Annotated in this window: 16 protein-coding genes; 9 read left to right on the top strand and 7 right to left on the bottom strand. The window is 73.7% G+C overall.

Annotation, left to right across the window (positions count from 1 at the left end; genetic code table 11):
* Window positions 1-165: 165 nt before the first annotated feature.
* From M1D56_RS12150 to M1D56_RS12140, 3 genes are all read right to left on the bottom strand, one after another.
* Complete coding sequence (locus tag M1D56_RS12150; protein WP_271174518.1) at window positions 166-618, bottom strand: GNAT family N-acetyltransferase; 453 nt, start codon at window positions 616-618, stop codon at window positions 166-168.
* Window positions 619-638: 20 nt separating this feature from the next.
* Entirely contained in the window at window positions 639-2,117 is a 1,479-nt protein-coding gene (locus M1D56_RS12145) for a L,D-transpeptidase family protein (protein ID WP_324014172.1), read from the bottom strand.
* A gap of 88 nt (window positions 2,118-2,205) precedes the next feature.
* Entirely contained in the window at window positions 2,206-3,633 is a 1,428-nt protein-coding gene (locus M1D56_RS12140; RefSeq protein WP_456283701.1) for a family 20 glycosylhydrolase, read from the bottom strand.
* A gap of 121 nt (window positions 3,634-3,754) precedes the next feature.
* On the opposite strand from M1D56_RS12140, the gene M1D56_RS12135 reads away from it, so the two are divergent.
* Genes M1D56_RS12135 through M1D56_RS12105 form a run of 7 tightly spaced genes read left to right on the top strand, consistent with a single transcriptional unit; the run spans window position 3,755 to window position 10,434 of the window.
* Window positions 3,755-4,888: an ROK family transcriptional regulator gene (locus M1D56_RS12135; protein ID WP_324014174.1), complete on the top strand. Its 1,134-nt coding sequence runs from the start codon at window positions 3,755-3,757 to the stop codon at window positions 4,886-4,888.
* Window positions 4,889-4,923: 35 nt separating this feature from the next.
* Window positions 4,924-6,195: an extracellular solute-binding protein gene (locus M1D56_RS12130; RefSeq protein WP_456283700.1), complete on the top strand. Its 1,272-nt coding sequence runs from the start codon at window positions 4,924-4,926 to the stop codon at window positions 6,193-6,195.
* 7 nt (window positions 6,196-6,202) lie between these two features.
* Window positions 6,203-7,168 carry a carbohydrate ABC transporter permease gene (locus tag M1D56_RS12125; RefSeq protein ID WP_271174513.1) on the top strand — a complete coding sequence of 322 codons (966 nt, stop codon included), beginning with the start codon at window positions 6,203-6,205 and terminating at the stop codon, window positions 7,166-7,168.
* On the top strand, window positions 7,165-8,019 hold the full coding sequence (locus tag M1D56_RS12120) for a carbohydrate ABC transporter permease (protein ID WP_271174512.1): 855 nt from the start codon (window positions 7,165-7,167) through the stop codon (window positions 8,017-8,019). Before M1D56_RS12125 ends, M1D56_RS12120 begins: the two co-directional genes overlap by 4 nt.
* Complete coding sequence (locus M1D56_RS12115) at window positions 8,016-8,918, top strand: ROK family protein (protein ID WP_456283699.1); 903 nt, start codon at window positions 8,016-8,018, stop codon at window positions 8,916-8,918. Before M1D56_RS12120 ends, M1D56_RS12115 begins: the two co-directional genes overlap by 4 nt.
* Window positions 8,919-8,932: 14 nt before the next feature.
* Window positions 8,933-9,712 (top strand): glucosamine-6-phosphate deaminase, encoded by a 780-nt coding sequence (locus M1D56_RS12110; RefSeq protein WP_456283698.1) that lies wholly within the window; start codon window positions 8,933-8,935, stop codon window positions 9,710-9,712.
* Window positions 9,697-10,434: a copper homeostasis protein CutC gene (locus M1D56_RS12105; RefSeq protein ID WP_456283697.1), complete on the top strand. Its 738-nt coding sequence runs from the start codon at window positions 9,697-9,699 to the stop codon at window positions 10,432-10,434. The genes M1D56_RS12110 and M1D56_RS12105 overlap by 16 nt, the downstream gene beginning before the upstream one ends.
* Window positions 10,435-10,448: 14 nt before the next feature.
* Here M1D56_RS12105 and M1D56_RS12100 read toward each other — a convergent pair whose 3' ends face one another.
* Genes M1D56_RS12100 through M1D56_RS12085 form a run of 4 tightly spaced genes read right to left on the bottom strand, consistent with a single transcriptional unit; the run spans window position 10,449 to window position 12,908 of the window.
* Complete coding sequence (locus tag M1D56_RS12100; RefSeq protein ID WP_456283696.1) at window positions 10,449-11,810, bottom strand: FAD-binding oxidoreductase; 1,362 nt, start codon at window positions 11,808-11,810, stop codon at window positions 10,449-10,451.
* A complete protein-coding gene (locus tag M1D56_RS12095; RefSeq protein WP_271174508.1) occupies window positions 11,810-12,181 on the bottom strand; it encodes a YrdB family protein in 372 nt (123 codons plus the stop codon). The genes M1D56_RS12100 and M1D56_RS12095 overlap by 1 nt, the downstream gene beginning before the upstream one ends.
* Window positions 12,182-12,216: 35 nt before the next feature.
* Window positions 12,217-12,648 carry a hypothetical protein gene (locus M1D56_RS12090; RefSeq protein WP_456283695.1) on the bottom strand — a complete coding sequence of 144 codons (432 nt, stop codon included), beginning with the start codon at window positions 12,646-12,648 and terminating at the stop codon, window positions 12,217-12,219.
* Complete coding sequence (locus tag M1D56_RS12085; RefSeq protein WP_271174506.1) at window positions 12,645-12,908, bottom strand: hypothetical protein; 264 nt, start codon at window positions 12,906-12,908, stop codon at window positions 12,645-12,647. The genes M1D56_RS12090 and M1D56_RS12085 overlap by 4 nt, the downstream gene beginning before the upstream one ends.
* Before the next feature lie 167 nt (window positions 12,909-13,075).
* Between M1D56_RS12085 and M1D56_RS12080 the strand changes: the two genes are divergently transcribed.
* Together M1D56_RS12080 and M1D56_RS12075 are read left to right on the top strand one after the other, a co-directional pair.
* Window positions 13,076-14,590, top strand: coding sequence for an FAD-dependent oxidoreductase (locus M1D56_RS12080; RefSeq protein WP_456283694.1), 1,515 nt, complete (start codon window positions 13,076-13,078; stop codon window positions 14,588-14,590).
* A 72-nt stretch (window positions 14,591-14,662) separates the two neighbouring features.
* Complete coding sequence (locus M1D56_RS12075) at window positions 14,663-16,141, top strand: SPFH domain-containing protein (protein ID WP_456283693.1); 1,479 nt, start codon at window positions 14,663-14,665, stop codon at window positions 16,139-16,141.
* Window positions 16,142-16,187 lie beyond the last annotated feature (46 nt).

The raw sequence follows: 16,187 nt of genomic DNA, 5'->3' as shown, positions 1-16,187 counted from the left end.
GGAATCGCCCCGGACGGATGTCCGGGGCGATTCTCATGAGGAGGGCGACGGGGTCTCGATGGGGGAGGGGTATTCGAGGCCCCGCCGCCGGCCAGGTGTCGGCACCGCGGCGGGTGACGCGGTGCTGAGGTTCTCGGGTTCGTCCGCGGCAGGGCCGCGGGGCGCCTAGAGGCGGATCTCTGCGATCACTTCACCGTACTCGGTCTCGCCCACGGGCGTGAAGCCGACACGGTGGAAGAACGCCTCGGGGCCGCCTTCGCCCGCCTCGTAGATCACGTTGAGGCGGTCGAACTCGCGCTTGCGGGCCTCGTCGAGGAGACCCTCGACCGCGAACCGCCCCACGCCGCGGCCCTGGTCGTCGGCGTCGACGTTGATGCGCCACAGCACCGACTGGAAGTACTCGGGCTTGGCGTCGCGGTCGAAGTTGGCGCTGACGAAGCCGACCACGTCGGAGTCGTCGAGCACCACGCGCTGCCAGGTCGTCTTCGGGTTGAGGACGGAGGCGGCGATGCCGTACGAGACGGGCGCGAGGAACTGCTCCTGTCCCGGCTTGAGCGACAGGTTGTTCACCTGGACGATGGTGTCGGCCGAGAGCTCGACGAGGCGCAGTTCGGTCATATCGACAGGCTAGCGCGCAATCAGGCGTGCACCCACACCTCGGTGCCCGTCTGCGCGAAGTAGTACACGCGCTCGGCGGCGGCGATCGTCATGTTCACGCAGCCGTGGCTCATGTACGCGCCCGACCCGAAGTTGCTGTGCCAGTAGGTGCCGTGGAAGCCCTGATCGCCGTTGAAGTAGGTGACCCAGGGGACGTCGGCCGTGCAGTAGTCGAAGCTCCCGCCGGGCACGTAGTTGCCCTCGGCGTCGCACGAGCCCATGTCCTGGATGGTGAGCTGCCCGTAGACCGTGAACCGGCCCTCCTGGGTATCGTGCCCGGGCTTGCCCAGCGCGATCGCGTAGGTGTCGACGACCTTGTCGTTCTCGTAGAGGATGGTCGTCCCTGCGCTCTTGTCGACCTCGATCCAGCGGTGGAGGAGCGTCGTCTCGAAGGGGATCTCCTTGACCGGCAGCTGGTACACGCCGTTGCCGGCGGCGAGCTGCTCGGCGAACTTCTCCGCGATGCCGTCGGTCGACTCGAGGCCCCAGCCGTTCTGGCCCTCCTGGATCGTGCGGAGGTGGTCTCCCGCGGAGTTCGTGACGATCTCCTCGTTCACGACCTCGCGGTTCACCTTCTCGGGCAGAGAGGCGACCGTGTCTGCGACGGCGGCCGCGACCGCCTGCTGGTCCACGGAGAGGGCGATCTCCTCGCCCTCGCTGCTCACCTGCACCCACGAGGCCGCCTGCGCGGGGTCGATGCCGACGACCTTCTCGTCCTCGACGTAGAAGCCCGCATCGTGGATGAGCCCGTTCAGGGCCTCGGCCTGGGCCTGCGCCTCGGCGGTCGTGATGTCGGCCTCGACCTCGCTGGCCTGCGCTTCGACCGAGACGTCGCCGCCCGCGCTGAGCGCGCGCGAGATGTCGGCCGCGAGCGCGTCCACGTCGATCCCGGAGCCCGCCTTCGCGTCCACGACGGAGTAGGTGCCGGCGCCCTCGTCGTACGTGACCTCGGCGTTGACGGGCGCCGTGAAGATGCCGGGGATCTCGGCCTCGACGGCCGCGAGCGCGGTGTCGACGTCGACCGCCACGTCGACCGGGACGGCGCCCGGGTTCCAGGCGCCCACGTTCCAGAGCGGATGGTCGCCGAACGCCTTCTCTGCGACCGCCTGCGCGTCGACGGAGGCGCCGAGCTCCGCGCCCGTGAAGGTCGCCTCGCCCGCCGCGGTCGTGATCGTGACCTCGGTGTCGGCGATGCCCGCGGCGATCGCCTCGCCGGCCGCGCCAGGGGTCTGCCAGCCGATGTCGGCGCCGGCGGCCTCGACCCCGGGGGCGATGAGGATGGCCGAGCACGCCCCCGCGCCCGCGAGCAGCAGGGCGGCGGGGATGCCGATCCAGAGGCCGAGGCGGCGCTTGCGCGGCTCGGGCTCCGCGGGCGCCCACTCGACGGGTGCGGCAGCGGCCGCGGCGGCGTCGCCGGCGTCGTCTGCCCCCGGTGCGGGCTTGGTCGCGAGATCGGTCATCTTCTACCCCCAGATGCGCGCCGATGTGCACGGCGTGGTCCGAATCTTCATCGTAAGGGCGAGAACCCTACCTCAGGGCACATCGGAATCACGATGTGGGCACGATCGCGCCGACCCGGATGCCGTCATCCTCCCAGCGACTCACCAGCTCCGCGAGGCGTGCGCGGTACGCCGGCCAGGTCCGCTCGGGATCACGGGCCGTCGACCACGCGATCTCGGCGGCCGACGCGATGCGGGGGAAGACCAGCCGCTCGATGTCCTGCCGGTCGCGCACGGTCTCCGTCCACAGGGGCGCCTCCACGCCGCGGATGGCGCGCGCGGGCAGACCGGGCACGACGTCGTCGGGCTCCCAGCGGTACGAGCGCTCGATGCTCGTGGGGCCGTTGGCCCACGTGAGCCCGATCGGGGTGCGCTCGTCGTACTTCATGTCGAGATAGACCGCGTCGGCGGGCGAGAGGATGAGGCCGCCGCGGGCGGCGAAGGCGCGCGCCTTCGCGTCGTGCCCGTCCGTCGGCACGAGGAAGCCCCAGTACTGCCCGATCGCGTCGTCCGGAAGCGGAGCGCTCGCCGCCTCGTGCCACGCGATAGGCGTCTTGCCGGCGTCGGCGACGATGCGCGCCGCGCGCGCGGTGAGCGCCGCGTAGTCCTCTGGCGCCGTCCCGAGGGCCTCGTCTCCGCCGATGTGGACGAACGGGCCCGGCGTGATCGCGCAGAGCTCGCCGAGCACGTCGACGAGGAACGCGTCGACCTCGGCGTCGAGCGGCCGCAGGGAGGAGAACCCGACCGCGAGGCCCGTGTACGGGACGCCCGGCTCGGGGAGCGCGCCGCCGAGCCGACGCGTGGTCTCCCGGACCTCGTCGCTCACGACGGGCTGCGCCATGAGCTCGGGATGCGCGAGCCCGACCGCGTGGGTGTGTCCGGGGAGGTCGATCTCGGGCACGACCGTCACGTGGCGTGCCGCGGCGTGGGCGAGGATCGCCTGCCAGTCGTCCTGCGTGTAGAACCCGCCCGCGTCGCCTCCTGTCGCGGTCGCGGAGCCGCGTGCGACGAGGTCGGGCCGTGACCGCAGGGCGATCCGCCATCCCTGATCGTCGGTCAGGTGGAGGTGGAGGTGGTTGAGCTTCAGGTCGGCGAGCCGGTCGATGAACCAGGCGACGGTCGGCACGGGGTGGAAGTGCCGCGCGACATCGAGCATGGCCCCGCGGTAGGGGAAGCGCGGGGAATCCTCGATCTCGACGGCGCGGATGACCCAGCTCCCCGTGTCGTCGCACTCGACGAGCTGGGCGAGCGTGGCCGCGGCGTAGGCGGCGCCCGCCTCGTCGCTCGAGCGCACGGCGATGCCGTCCGCGTCGACGCGGAGCGCGTAGCCCTCCCGCGGGATGGTCGGATCGTCGGCGTGCCGGATGGCGGAGCGCGCGCGGTCGATCGCCTCGTCCCGCGTCCGAGCCGCGAGCTGCAGGGCAGACCCGGGGCCCGGCGTCACACGTCGCGGCCAGGGGATGAGCGGGAGCGGCATGAGGGGACGGTAGCAGGGAGCCGCGCTCCCGTGTGGGTGGCGTAACGAATATGTAAACTTCCCTGCGTAAATCGATCGCAGGGCTTGCGCCGCGTCGTATTCGTAAATACAACTTACAAATATGAGCGAGCCGCAGACCGTCCCCGCACCGCGCCGCGCCGTCCGCGCGAAGGTGCTGCCCGAGCACGCGCGGGCGCACAACCGCGCGCTCGTCCTGCAGGCGCTCTTCCACGAGGGGGCGATGAGCCGCGCGGATCTCGCGCGCGCCACGGGCCTCACGCGCGTCACGACGTCCGACCTCGCGGGTGAGCTCATCGGCGAGGGCGTCGTCGTCGAGCAGGGCGTGCAGACGCGGACGGGCCCCGGCAAGCCGGCCACGCTCGTCGACATCGACCGCGAGGGCCTGCAGATCGTCGCGATCGACCTCTCCGCCGCGGACGAGTACCGCGGGGCCCTCCTCGACCTCACGGGCGCCGTCGTCGCGCGCGCCGCCGTGCCGCGACCGGCCGACGGCGAGGCCGACGCCGCGCGCGCGGCCGTGCTCGAGCTCGCGTCGGCGGTGGCGCGCGAGGCGACCTCCCGCCTTCTCGGCGTCGGCGTGGGCGCCCCGGGCGTCATCACGTCGGACGGCGTCGTGCTGACGGCGCCGAACGTCGGCTGGGCGGGCATGCCCCTGCGGGCGCTGCTCGCCGAGGAGCTCGGCATCCCCGTCGTCGTCGCGAACGACGCGAACGCCGCCGCGCTCGCCGAGTACACCCTCGGCGGCGCGAGCGACGACCTCATGCTCGTGCGGATCGGCCGCGGTGTCGGCTCGGGGCTGCTCGTGCGCGGCGAGCTGACGCGCGGGAGCCGGGACGCCGCCGGCGAGATCGGGCACGTCACGGTGGGCACCGACGGCGGCCCGCGCTGCGCATGCGGACGCGACGGCTGCCTCGAGGCGTGGCTCGCCGTGCCGGCGCTGCAGGCCCGCATCGCCGAGGGCGACCGCGACAGCGTGCTCCGGGACGCGGGGGAGCGGCTCGGCATCGCGCTCGCGCCCGTCGTCGGCACCCTCGACATCGACGACATCGTCCTGTCCGGGCCGGCCGACCTCCTCGACGGCCCGCTGCGCGACGCGGCGGTCGAGACCCTGCGCGCGCGCACGCTCGAGCCCTTCACGACGCACGCGCGCGTGCGCCTGTCCGCCCAGGGCGACGACGTCGTGCTGCGCGGCGCCTTCGCCATGGTCCTGGATGCCCGACTCGGCATCCGCTGACCCCCACCCCACCCATCCGAGTGAAGGAAACCCCCATGAACAGGAAGCTCATCGGCGCGAGCGCCGTCCTCGGCGCTCTCGCCCTCGCGGGCTGCTCCGGCAATGCCGCCGGCGGCGACGCGGCCGGCGGCGGCGCAGCCGACGGCGCGGAGCTGCGCGTCTGGCTCGTCGGCGAGGACACGCCCCAGGAGGCGCGCGACTACCTCGTCGAGACGTTCGAGGCCGAGAACGAGGGCGCGACCCTCGTCATCGAGGAGCAGCAGTGGACCGGCATCGTCGACCTGCTGACCACCGCGATGTCGGGCTCCGACAGCCCCGACATCGTCGAGATGGGCAACACGCAGGCCGCGGCGTTCACGTCGGCCGGCGCGTTCGCCGATCTCACCGATATGTACGAGGAGCTCGGCGGCGACGACCTGCTGCCCGGCTTCGTCGAGGCCGGCTCGTTCGACGGCGCGTTCTACGCGGCGCCGTACTACTCGGGCTCGCGCGTCGTCTTCTACAACACGTCCATGTTCGAGGAGGCGGGCATCGAGGTGCCGACCACGCTCGACGAGTACGTCGCGGCGGCTGAGCGGCTCGCCGAGACGACGGGCGTCTCGGGCGTCTGGTACCCCGGAAAGGACTGGTACAACGCGCTCCCGTTCATCTGGGAGAACGGCGGCGAGATCGCCGTGCTCGAGGGGGAGCAGTGGGACGCGCAGCTCTCGAGCCCCGAGTCCATCGCGGGCCTCGAGCAGGTGCAGGCGCTCATGGCGACGTCGCAGGCGCCGAAGGACGGCGACGAGACCGACGCCTGGGTGCCGTTCCGCGAGGAGCAGGCCGCCATGCTGTCGGCGCCGAGCTGGGCCTACTGGTCGATCGTGGCCGACGAGGATCAGGCGGAGACGGCGCTCGCGGACTCCCTCGGCTCGTTCGCGCTGCCCGGCAAGGACGGCGGAGCGGCCCAGGTCTTCGCGGGCGGGTCGAACATCGCGATCCCCGCGGCCTCCGACAACCAGGAGCTCGCGAAGAGCGCGCTGCGGATCATGCTCAGCGAGGAGTACCAGTCGATCCTCGCGGAGGCGGGCCTCGTGCCGGCTCTGCAGTCCCTCGGGGGCGATGTCGCGGCCGCGACGCCTGAGCTCGCCGCCGTGATCGCGGAGGCCGCGGCGAACGCGAAGCTCACCCCGGCCTCGCCCAAGTGGGCCGATGTCGAGGCCGCGCAGCTGCTGCAGGACTTCTTCGTCCAGATCGCGAGCGGCGGCGACATCCCGTCGCTCGCGGAGGAGCTCGACGCCGACATCGAGGCCATCCTCAACGGCTGACCCGCACATGGCCACCCTCACCGCGCCGCGCGCGCACGACCTCGCGCCGCCGCCGTCGCCCCCGCGACGGCGGCGCCGCGAGACGTTCCTGCGCGGACCCGCCCTGCTGCTCGTGCCCGCCGGCGCCGTCATCGCGGCGCTCACGGCCTGGCCGCTCGTCCAGCTCATCGTCATGTCGTTCCAGGAGTTCGGGCGCGCGCAGATCTTCGGCGCGCCGCCCGAGTTCGTGGGGCTGGACAACTACGTCCGCGTGCTCTCCGACCCCGGATTCTGGGCCGTCCTCGCCCGGAGCGTCGCCTTCTGCGCGGTGAACGTCGTCCTCACGATGGTGCTCGGGGTCGGCGTCGCCCTGCTCATGACGCGCCTCGGCCGCTTCCTGAAGGGGCTCGTCTCGATCGGCCTGCTCCTCGCCTGGGCGATGCCGCCGATCTCGGCGACGACGGTGTGGGGATGGATCTTCGATACCCGCGCGGGCCTCGTGAACCACGTCCTCACGGCGCTCACGCCGCTCGACATGCGAGGGCACTCGTGGCTCATCGAGCCGATCGGGTTCTTCTTCGTCGCGACCGTCATCGTGACGTGGATGGCCGTGCCCTTCGTCGCGTTCACGACATTCGCCGCGCTCACCCAGGTGCCGGGCGAGGTGCTCGAGGCCGCGAGCCTCGACGGGGCCACGGGCGCGCAGCGGTTCCGCCTCGTCACGGTCCCGTACATCCGCAGCGTCCTCGTCGTGCTGCTCATCCTGCAGGTGATCTGGGACATGCGCGTGTTCACCCAGATCTACGCGCTGCAGACGATCGGCGGCCTCCGCGCGGAGACCGACACGATCGGCGTCTACATCTACGCGACCGCGACGGCCGGAGGCGATCAGGGCGCGGCCGGGGCGATCTCGGTCATCCTCGTCGTCTTCATGATGGCGGTCGCGGGGTACTACGTCGTCGCGACCCTGCGCGAGGAGGAGTCGAGAGCATGAGCAGTCGTCCCCGCTCGCGCGTCGCCCGCGCGGGCCTGAACGCCCTCGCGGTCGTCGTGTTCCTCGCGAGCGCGTTCCCCGTGTACTGGATGGTGAACTCGGCGCTGCTGCCGAACGCCGTCGTGACCTCGTCCGAGCCGCACTGGTGGCCCGACCGGTTCACGCTCGCGAACTTCGTCGAGGTCGTCACGGAGCCCAGCGGCAGCATCGCCTTCCTCCCCGCGCTCGCGATGAGCGTCGGCGTGACGCTCGCGGCCGTCGTCTTCGCGCTCCTGTTCGCGTTCCTCGCGGCCCTCGCGCTCAGCCGCTTCCGCTTCCGCAGCCGACGCGCCCTCATCGTCGCGGTGCTCGCGATCCAGATGATCCCCGCAGAGGCGCTCATCATCTCGACCTACCGCGTGCTCGACGGATGGCAGCTGCTCAACTCGGCCGTGGGGCTCGCGCTCGTCTACATCGCGATGGTGCTGCCGTTCACGATCTGGACCCTCCGCGGGTTCGTGAACGGCGTGCCGATCGAGCTCGAGGAGGCCGCGCGCGTCGACGGCTGCACGCGGATGGGCGCCTTCTGGCGGGTGACCTTCCCGCTGCTCGGCCCCGGCCTCGCCGCGACGGGTGTGTTCGCCTTCATCCAGGCATGGAACGAGTTCGTCTACGCCCTCGTCATCATGACGCGCCCCGAGGCGCGCACGCTGCCCGTCTGGCTGCGCGCCTTCGTGCAGGCCACCAAGGAGACTGACTGGGCCGCCATCATGGCGGGCTCGACCCTGTGCGCGATCCCCGTGGTCGTCTTCTTCCTCATCGTGCAGGGGCGGATGGCCCAGGGCATGGTCGCGGGGGCGGTCAAGGGATGACCGGGGTGCGGATCGGTCTCGACGTGGGAGGGTCGAAGACCGACGCCGTGGCGGTCGCCGCGGACGGCTCGATCCTCGCGCGCCGGCGCAGCGCGACCGAGCGCGGCGACGTCGGCGTGGTCGACTCGATCGTCGCGGCCGTGGAGGCCGTGTCGACTCGGGCCGGGTCCTTGTCGATCACCTCGATCGGGATCGGCATCCCCGGTCAGACCGACGGGCGGACCGTGCGGCACGCCGTGAACCTCGACGTCCGGGAGCTGCCCCTCGCCGACGCGGTGGAGGCACGGTGCGGGGTTCCGGTGGCGGTCGAGAACGACGTCAAGGCCGCCGCTCTCGGCGCGCATGCGCTGGCGCCCGTCGCCGGCCCGCTCGCGCTGCTCAACCTCGGCACCGGCATCGCCGCGGGCGTCGTCGTCGACGGCCGCCTCTGGCGCGGCGCGGGCGGCGCGGCCGGCGAGATCGGCCACGTGCCGATCGATCCGGCCGGCCCCGTGTGCGCGTGCGGGCAGACCGGCTGCATCGAGGCGCTCGCGGGCGGCCGCGCGCTCGCCGCCCGCTGGGCGCGGCCCGGAGCGTTCCCCGTCCGCGACCTGCTCGATGCCGCCGACGAGGGCCATCCGCTCGCGCTGCGTCTGCGGGCGGACTTCGTGCGCGGCGCCGCCGCGGCCATCCGCCTGCTCGCGCTCGCGGTCGACCCGCGCCGCATCGTGCTCGCGGGCGGACTCGCGGCGCTCGGCGACCGGGTGGCCGACATCGTGTCGGAGGAGCTGCGGCGGTCGTCGGCCGCATCGGGCTTCCTCCGCTCCCTGCACCTGGGTGAGAGGATCGAGGTGCTGCCGGCAGGGTCGCCGGCCGCGGCGCTCGGCGCCTCGCTCATCGACGCCCCCGTCCCCGTCTGAGAGAAGGTCACCGCATGGCCGAAGTCATCATCGTCCCCGACGCCCCCGCGGGCGGCGCCATCGTCGCCGACGAGATCGCGCGACTCATCCGCCGGCGGCCCGACGCCGTGCTCGGTCTCGCGACCGGATCGACGCCGCTGCCCGTCTACGAGGCGCTCCGCACGCGCCTGTCGGGCGTCGACGTCTCGCAGGTGCGCGGCTTCGCGCTCGACGAGTACGTCGGCATCGACCCGGCCCACCCCGAGTCGTACCGGTCGGTGATCTCGCGCGAGGTCGTCGAGCCGCTCGGGTTCGACCCCGCCCGGATCCGCACACCCGACGGGTCGCTCGAGGGCATCGAGCACGCGGGCGACGCGTACGAGGCGGCGATCGAGGAGGCCGGGGGCGTCGACCTGCAGATCCTCGGCATCGGCACCGACGGCCATATCGGCTTCAACGAGCCGGGATCGTCGTTCGCATCGCGGACGCGCGTGAAGACCCTCACACGGCAGACGCGCGAGGACAACGCGCGGTTCTTCGACTCGATCGACGACGTCCCCATGCACTGCATCACGCAGGGGCTCGGCACGATCCTGCGGGCGCGCCACCTCGTGCTCCTCGCGTTCGGCGCGGGCAAGGCGGAGGCGGTCGCGGGCGCCGTCGAGGGACCCGTCAGCGCGTCGCTGCCGGGGTCGGCGATCCAGCTCCACCCGCACGTCACGGTCGTCGTCGACGAGGCTGCGGCGTCGCGGCTGCGCGACGCCGACTACTACCGCTACGCGTGGGACAACAAGCCCGAATGGCAGGGCATCTGACGATGACGGCGTTCGAGCTCGCGGTGCAGGACGCCGCGGGCGTGACGGTCGCGGCGCACGTGCGGGCCGACCGCATCGAGCTCGCGACCGCGCTCGCGCTGGGCGGGCTCACGCCGTCCGCCGGGCTCGTCGAGCTCGCGGTCGCGTCGGGCATCCCCGTGCACGTCCTCGTGCGTCCGCGCGCGGGCGGCTTCGCCTACGACGCCGACGACCGCGCCCTCATGACGGCGGACGTGCGCGCGGCGATCCGAGCGGGCGCCGCGGGCGTCGTCGTCGGGGGCCTCGTCCAGGGCCGCGTCGACGCCGACCTCGTGCGGGCGGTCCGCGACGCGGCCGAGGGCAGGGAGGTGACGTTCCACCGCGCGTTCGACGCGCTCGGCGACAGGGCGCGCGCCGTGGACGAGCTCGCCGAGCTCGGCGTGACCCGCGTGCTCACGTCGGGAGGCGCGTCGCGCGCCTCGGACGCCCTCGACGAGCTCCGCGCGCTCGTGCGCCGCGCGGACGGCGCCATCCAGATCATGGCGGGCGGCGGCGTCGATGCCGGCAACGCGGCGGACGTCGCCGCGACGGGCGTCGACGCGGTCCACGCGTCCGCCAAGCGCACCGTCGTCGACGCCGTGCCGGTCGCTCTGGGATCCGGCGCTGGCGCGGGCGCCGTCGCCTACGAGACCGCCGACGAGAGCGCGGCCCTGGCCATCCGCTCAGCCCTCGGCCGGGTCTGACCGGCCGAGGGGGATCATGGCGCGAAGACCTTGCCGGGGTTGAGGATCCCGCGCGGGTCGAACACCCGGGCGATGTCGCGCTGCAGGCGCCACTGGTCGTCGCCGAGCTCATCGGCGAGCCAGCGGCGCTTGAGGAGACCCACGCCGTGCTCGCCCGTGAGCGTGCCGCCGAGGCGCAGAGCCGATCGGAAGAGGTCGTCGGCGGCAGCCCACACGTGCGCGGGGACCTCGTCGCCGTCGAAGACGAAGTTCGGATGCAGGTTCCCGTCGCCCGCGTGCGCCACCGTGGGGATCACGACGCCGTGTTCGCGCTCGACGCGCGCGATCTCGTCGAACATCTCGGGCAGACGGCTGCGCGGCACCGAGACGTCCTCGATGAGCGAGGTGCCGAGGGCCGCCATCGCGGGGTGCATCGCACGGCGGAAGGCGAGGAGGCGCTCGCCCTCGTCGGCGTCGTCGGTCATCGCGACCTCGCCGCCCGCGTCGCGCAGCACGCGCGCGATCGCCTCGGCCTCCGCGCGGGCGCCCGGGCCATCCGTCTGGATCGTGAGCTGCGCCGAGCCCGGCGCCGTCTCGGCGACCCGCAGCAGCGCGCTGATCGCGGCGACCGCGGCGGCGTCGAGGAGCTCCATGATCGCCGGCTGCACGCCGGCCGCGGTGACCGCGGCAGACGCCCGCGCGGCTTCGCGCACGGACGGGAAGAACGCCGAGAGCGTGCACACGTCGCCGGGCACGAGGCGGCGCAGCTTGAGCGTCGCCCCCACCACGACGCCGAGCGTGCCCTCCGACCCGATGAGGAGCGATGTGAGGTCGTAGCCCGTCACGCCCTTCACGCTGCGGTGCCCGGTGCGGATGAGCCGCCCGTCGGCGAGGACGACGTCGAGGCCCAGGACCGCGTCCCGGACGACGCCGTACTTCGCGCAGAGCAGGCCGCCCGCACCCGTGGCGATGTTGCCCCCGACGGTCGAGATCGCGCGGCTCGCCGGATCAGGCGCCCACCACAGCCCGTGCGCGGCGAGCGCCGCGCCGAGATCGCCGTTCAGGATGCCGGGCTCGACCACGGCGAGCAGATCGTCGGGGGAGATCTCGAGGATCCGGGTCATCCGCCGCACGGACAGGGCGATCTCGCCCGGCCCCGCGTTCGCGGCACCCGCGAGACCGGTGCCGGCGCCGCGCGTGACGACGGGCGTGCGGGTCTCGTGCGCGATGCGCAGCACCGTCTGCACGTCGGCGACGGACTCGGCGTGCACGACCGCGAGCGGCGGGCCGTCGGAGCGGAAGCCCGAGCGGTCGGCGCGCGCCTCCTCGAGGGACGCAGCGTGCGTGTCGACCCGCTCGCCGAGGGCGTCCTGCAGCCGGGCGAGCGCGTCGGCCATCACAGCTCGCGGCGGTTGTGGAGGAGGCCGATCACGACCGCGGCCACGCCGAACGCGATGCCGCCCCACGCGAGGCCGAGATCCCACAGCGCGATGGTCGCCGCGAGGAAGACCGCGAGCTCGACGACCGCGCGCACGAAGGGGTGCACCGCGAACACGGCCTTGGGCGAGACGAACAGGGCCCAGACGAGGATCGCGAGCGCGGGAGCCGCGATGCCGACCACGATGCTCCATGGGAACGCCCACGCGACGAACCCCCAGACCGCGAGAGCCGCGATCGCCAGCAGCTCCGAGAGGAAGCGGAGCGCGTCGAGGACCGTGATGCGGCGCGGCGAGACGCCGGGGGTCGCGGGGGCAGCGGAGTCGGGCATGGACTCCAGTCTAGAACCGCCCGCGCCCGCGGCTCTCAGGCGTCGGCGCCGGGCTCGGCGCCCTCGATCGTCGTCTCGGGCTCGCCGGAGACGGCCTCGCGGATGAGACCGTCGAACTGCTCGTCCCGCAGCTCGATTCCCGCGTCGTCGAGGCGCCGGCGGAGCATCCGCCGCAGTTCCTCCTCCGACGCGCGGCCGGTCGCGAGGTCGCCCTGCACCTGCACGAGGATGCCGCGCACGCGCTCGTCGGAGGTCGTGTCGTGCGTGTCCTCGCGCGGCTCGGTCTGCAGGCCCCTGTCGTCCTCGGGGCCCGCGGGCCCGACACCCGCGATGTCGTTCTGGTCGCCCTCCTCGGGCGACGCGGGCGCCGTGCCCTCGACGTCGACGAGGTCGGCGGCCCCGCTGTCGGCGCCGCCGCGCCCTGCCGGCACCTCGTGCGCCGCGCGGTCGTGCTGCTCGGAGGTCATCGGATGCCCTCCTCGTCGTCCGCGATGAAGACATCCTCTTCGCCCAGGTACCCGTCGTCGACCTCGCGCTCGTCGTCCGGGAGCACGGGATGATCGGCCGCGGTCTCGGGCAGCGGTCCTCGGTCGTCCGCGAGGTCGGCCGGGTCGCGGTCGTCCTCGAGCGCATCGAGGTCCGCATCCGCCGGGACCTCGTGCCGCGTGGGCGCCGGCTCGATGGGCCGGGTCTGGATGTCGGGGTCGGTTCCTTCGACGTGAGCCATGTCGTCCTCCTCGCTCGGTGTCTCCAGAGTGCCGCGCGGCGCGTCCGCCCGCCAGGGGTTGACAGCGTCTCGGCCCTGGCCGATAGGGCGCGTGCCGGAGGGTGTCAACCCGCTGGCCCTCTCGCGCGCACACAGGGGAGGGTGGGGCCATCGAGAGAGGACACCCGATGACGCCCGTCGCGCCCGAGCCGCTGTGGATCCGCACCGGTCCGCCCATCCCCGTCGACCGCGAGCACGTGCTCCACCCGGACGCCGTCGTGGCAGGTGCGGGGCTGACCGGACTCGCGACCGCGGTGGCGCTCGCGCGCGCCGGGCGGCGCGTCGCGGTGTGCGAGGCGCGCACGGTCGGCGCCGTCGCGACGGGCAACACGACCGCGAAGCTGTCGCTCCTGCAGGGCTCGGTGTACGGAGAGATCCGCGCGCACGCCGGCGTCGAGGCGCTGCGCGCCTACGCCGCCGCTCAGCGCGCGGGAGCGGACTGGCTGCGTGCGATCGCGGAGTCCGTCGACGGCGCCCTGCGCGACGAGCCGGCGTTCACCTTCTCGACCACCGACGAGGGCGATGCGGCGCTCGAGCGGGAGGCCGAGGCGCTCGAGGCCTCCGGCGTCGACGCGGTCTGGGGGCCCACCGAGCAGACCGGCCTGCCCTTCGCCGTCTCGCGCGCGCTGCGCATGGAGGGGCAGGCGGCCCTGCACCCGCGCCGCGTCCTCGCGGCGCTCGCGGCCGAGCTGCGCAGCCGCGGCGGCACGATCGTCGAGGGATGCCGCGTCACGGGCCTCGAGGACGCTCCCGACGGCGTGGGCGTCGCCACGACACGCGGCGTGCTCGCCGCGGCCCACCTCGTCGTCGCGACGGGGTCGCCCGCGATCGACCGCGCCGGGTTCTTCGCGCGGCTCGAGCCGTCGCGCTCGGTCGTCGGCGCCTATGCCGTGGACGGCGCGCTGCCGGAGGGCATGCACCTCTCGGTCGACCCGCAGGCCCGATCGCTGCGCACCGCCGACGACGGCGCGGGCGGGCGCCTCCTGCTCGTCGGCGGGGGCGGGTTCCGCACCGGCCGCGGCGACGCGGGCGCCATGCTCGCCGACATCGACGCGTGGACCGCCGAGGCCTTCCCCGGGGCCCGCCGCGTCACGTGGTGGGCGGCGCAGGACTACCGCACGATCACCCGGCTGCCCTTCGCGGGCGCCGAGCCCGGAACCGACGGGCGGGTCCTCACGGCGACCGGATACGACAAGTGGGGCATGGCGAACGGGGCGGCGGCCGCGCTCGCGATGGCGGGCGAGATCCTCGGCGAGCGCCCGAGCTGGGTCGACGGGCTGCGCTCGCCGCAGGTGGGCGTGCGGGACGCCGCGACCGCGGTCGGCGCGAACGCGCGCGTGGCGAAGGAGATGGCGAGCGGATGGACGAAGGCGCTCGTGAGCCGCGATGCCGAGCCGCCCGCGGAGGGCGAGGGGCGCGTGGAGACCCGGGGCGCGCATCCGGTCGCGGTCTCGCGCGTGGACGGGCGACTGTGCGCGGTCTCCGGCGTCTGCACCCACCTCGGCGGCATCCTGCAGTGGAACCCGGCCGAGCGCTCGTGGGACTGCCCGCTGCACGCATCGCGCTTCGATCCCGAGGGCCGCGTGCTCGAGGGCCCCGCGACGCAGGACCTCGCCCGGATGGACGACGCGCCGGCTCGATAGGGTGGCCCCGAGACCGTCCGCGTCCGACGCGCCCGCACCCGGCGCGCCGCGGTCGGCCGAAGGGGGTAGTGCATGGACGGAATCGTCGACACGGCCGGGAGCATCGGCATCGTCGTCGCCGTCGTGATCGTGGTCGTCGTCCTCGCGGTGGCGGCGCTCATCGGAACGCTCGTGCTGCGCGCGTGGTACAAGGTCGCGCGCGCCGACGAGGCGCTCATCATCGTCGGCAAGAAGCAGAGGGCGAAGGACGGCACCTCGTCGAACGTCGCGGTGATCCGCGGCGGCGGCGCGATCGTCAACCCGATCACGCAGCGTGCGGAGACGCTCTCGCTGCGGGCGCGGCAGATCATGGTCAAGCCGACCGCGCAGTCGATCCAGGGCGTGACGGTCGACGTCACGGGGGTCGCGCTCGTGAAGATCGGCTCCACGCCCGAGGCGATCGCGAGCGCCGCCGAGCGCTTCGTCTCGCAGGACGACGCGATCGAGGTCTTCACCACCGAGCAGCTCGAGGGCGCTCTGCGCGGCGTCGTCGCGACGCTCACGGTCGAGCAGCTCATGCGCGACCGCCAGGAGCTGTCCGACCAGATCGCGACGCTCATCAAGAGCGACCTGGAGGACCAGGGCCTCGTGCTCGACAGCTTCCAGATCCAGGGCATCACCGACCAGAACGGCTACATCGACGCCCTGGGCGCCGAGGAGGTCTCCAAGGTCAAGCGCCAGGCCGAGATCGCCCGGATCAACGCCGAGCGCGAGATCAAGGCGCGCGAGATCGCGACGAGCGAGGAGACGCTCATCGAGCAGACCGCGTTCGACCGCAACACCGCGTCGGCCGCGGCGGAGGTCGGCCAGGCGCGCGCCGAGGCCGAGCAGGCGGAGGCCCTCGCGCGGGCGAAGGCGCAGCAGGGCGTCCTCATGCAGGAGGCCGAGAACAAGCAGGCCGAGCTCGACGCCGACGTCAAGCGCGTCGCCGACGCGGCGCTCTACGAGCGGCAGAAGCGGGCCGACGCCGACGCATACGCGCGGGTCAAGGAGGCCGAGGCCGAGGCTCTCATCGCCGAGCAGGAGGCGCGGGCCATCCGGATCAAGGCCGAGGCCGACGCTGAGGCCGTCCGCCTCGAGGGCGACGCGCGGGCGGCGGCCATCGAGGCCGAGGCGGCGGCGCTCGCGAAGAACCAGGACGCGTTCCTCGCCCAGCGCGCGCTCGACGCGCTCGTGCCGATGATGACGGAGTTCGCGAAGGGCTACGCGAACGTCGGCTCCGTCACGGTGCTCTCGGGCGGTGGTGCGGATGGCGCGAGCGCGCACCTCGCGGGGGAGACCGCGGCCGGGATGCGGTCGATGTTCGACAGCGTCCGCGCGGCGACCGGCGTCGACCTGTCGGCCGTCATCCAGGGACACGCGGTCGGACGCGGGATGGCCGCGGGCCAGCGCGCCGACGACGCCGCGTCGGCTGAGCCCGCTCCGGCAGCGCCCGCGGCGGAGCACACGGCCGCGTCGGCGACGTCGCCGGAGGCGGGAGGCGCCCCCGCGCCATCCGACGCTCCCGCCTGACCTGCGCATCGGACAGCAGAGGGGCCCGTCACCGCGGTGACGGGCC

The sequence above is a fragment of the Microbacterium sp. JZ101 genome (assembly GCF_053903175.1).
This window is presented reverse-complemented; position numbering and strand designations above follow the sequence as displayed.

What these genes read in the sequence shown, in the direction of transcription:
- M1D56_RS12150 (WP_271174518.1), bottom strand. Translation starts at nt 618, where the DNA reads ATGACCGAACTGCGCCTCGTCGAGCTCTCGGCCGACACCATCGTCCAG.
- M1D56_RS12145 (WP_324014172.1), bottom strand. Translation starts at nt 2,117, where the DNA reads ATGACCGATCTCGCGACCAAGCCCGCACCGGGGGCAGACGACGCCGGC.
- M1D56_RS12140 (WP_456283701.1), bottom strand. Translation starts at nt 3,633, where the DNA reads ATGCCGCTCCCGCTCATCCCCTGGCCGCGACGTGTGACGCCGGGCCCC.
- M1D56_RS12135 (WP_324014174.1), top strand. Translation starts at nt 3,755, where the DNA reads ATGAGCGAGCCGCAGACCGTCCCCGCACCGCGCCGCGCCGTCCGCGCG.
- M1D56_RS12130 (WP_456283700.1), top strand. Translation starts at nt 4,924, where the DNA reads ATGAACAGGAAGCTCATCGGCGCGAGCGCCGTCCTCGGCGCTCTCGCC.
- M1D56_RS12125 (WP_271174513.1), top strand. Translation starts at nt 6,203, where the DNA reads ATGGCCACCCTCACCGCGCCGCGCGCGCACGACCTCGCGCCGCCGCCG.
- M1D56_RS12120 (WP_271174512.1), top strand. Translation starts at nt 7,165, where the DNA reads ATGAGCAGTCGTCCCCGCTCGCGCGTCGCCCGCGCGGGCCTGAACGCC.
- M1D56_RS12115 (WP_456283699.1), top strand. Translation starts at nt 8,016, where the DNA reads ATGACCGGGGTGCGGATCGGTCTCGACGTGGGAGGGTCGAAGACCGAC.
- M1D56_RS12110 (WP_456283698.1), top strand. Translation starts at nt 8,933, where the DNA reads ATGGCCGAAGTCATCATCGTCCCCGACGCCCCCGCGGGCGGCGCCATC.
- M1D56_RS12105 (WP_456283697.1), top strand. Translation starts at nt 9,697, where the DNA reads ATGGCAGGGCATCTGACGATGACGGCGTTCGAGCTCGCGGTGCAGGAC.
- M1D56_RS12100 (WP_456283696.1), bottom strand. Translation starts at nt 11,810, where the DNA reads ATGGCCGACGCGCTCGCCCGGCTGCAGGACGCCCTCGGCGAGCGGGTC.
- M1D56_RS12095 (WP_271174508.1), bottom strand. Translation starts at nt 12,181, where the DNA reads ATGCCCGACTCCGCTGCCCCCGCGACCCCCGGCGTCTCGCCGCGCCGC.
- M1D56_RS12090 (WP_456283695.1), bottom strand. Translation starts at nt 12,648, where the DNA reads ATGACCTCCGAGCAGCACGACCGCGCGGCGCACGAGGTGCCGGCAGGG.
- M1D56_RS12085 (WP_271174506.1), bottom strand. Translation starts at nt 12,908, where the DNA reads ATGGCTCACGTCGAAGGAACCGACCCCGACATCCAGACCCGGCCCATC.
- M1D56_RS12080 (WP_456283694.1), top strand. Translation starts at nt 13,076, where the DNA reads ATGACGCCCGTCGCGCCCGAGCCGCTGTGGATCCGCACCGGTCCGCCC.
- M1D56_RS12075 (WP_456283693.1), top strand. Translation starts at nt 14,663, where the DNA reads ATGGACGGAATCGTCGACACGGCCGGGAGCATCGGCATCGTCGTCGCC.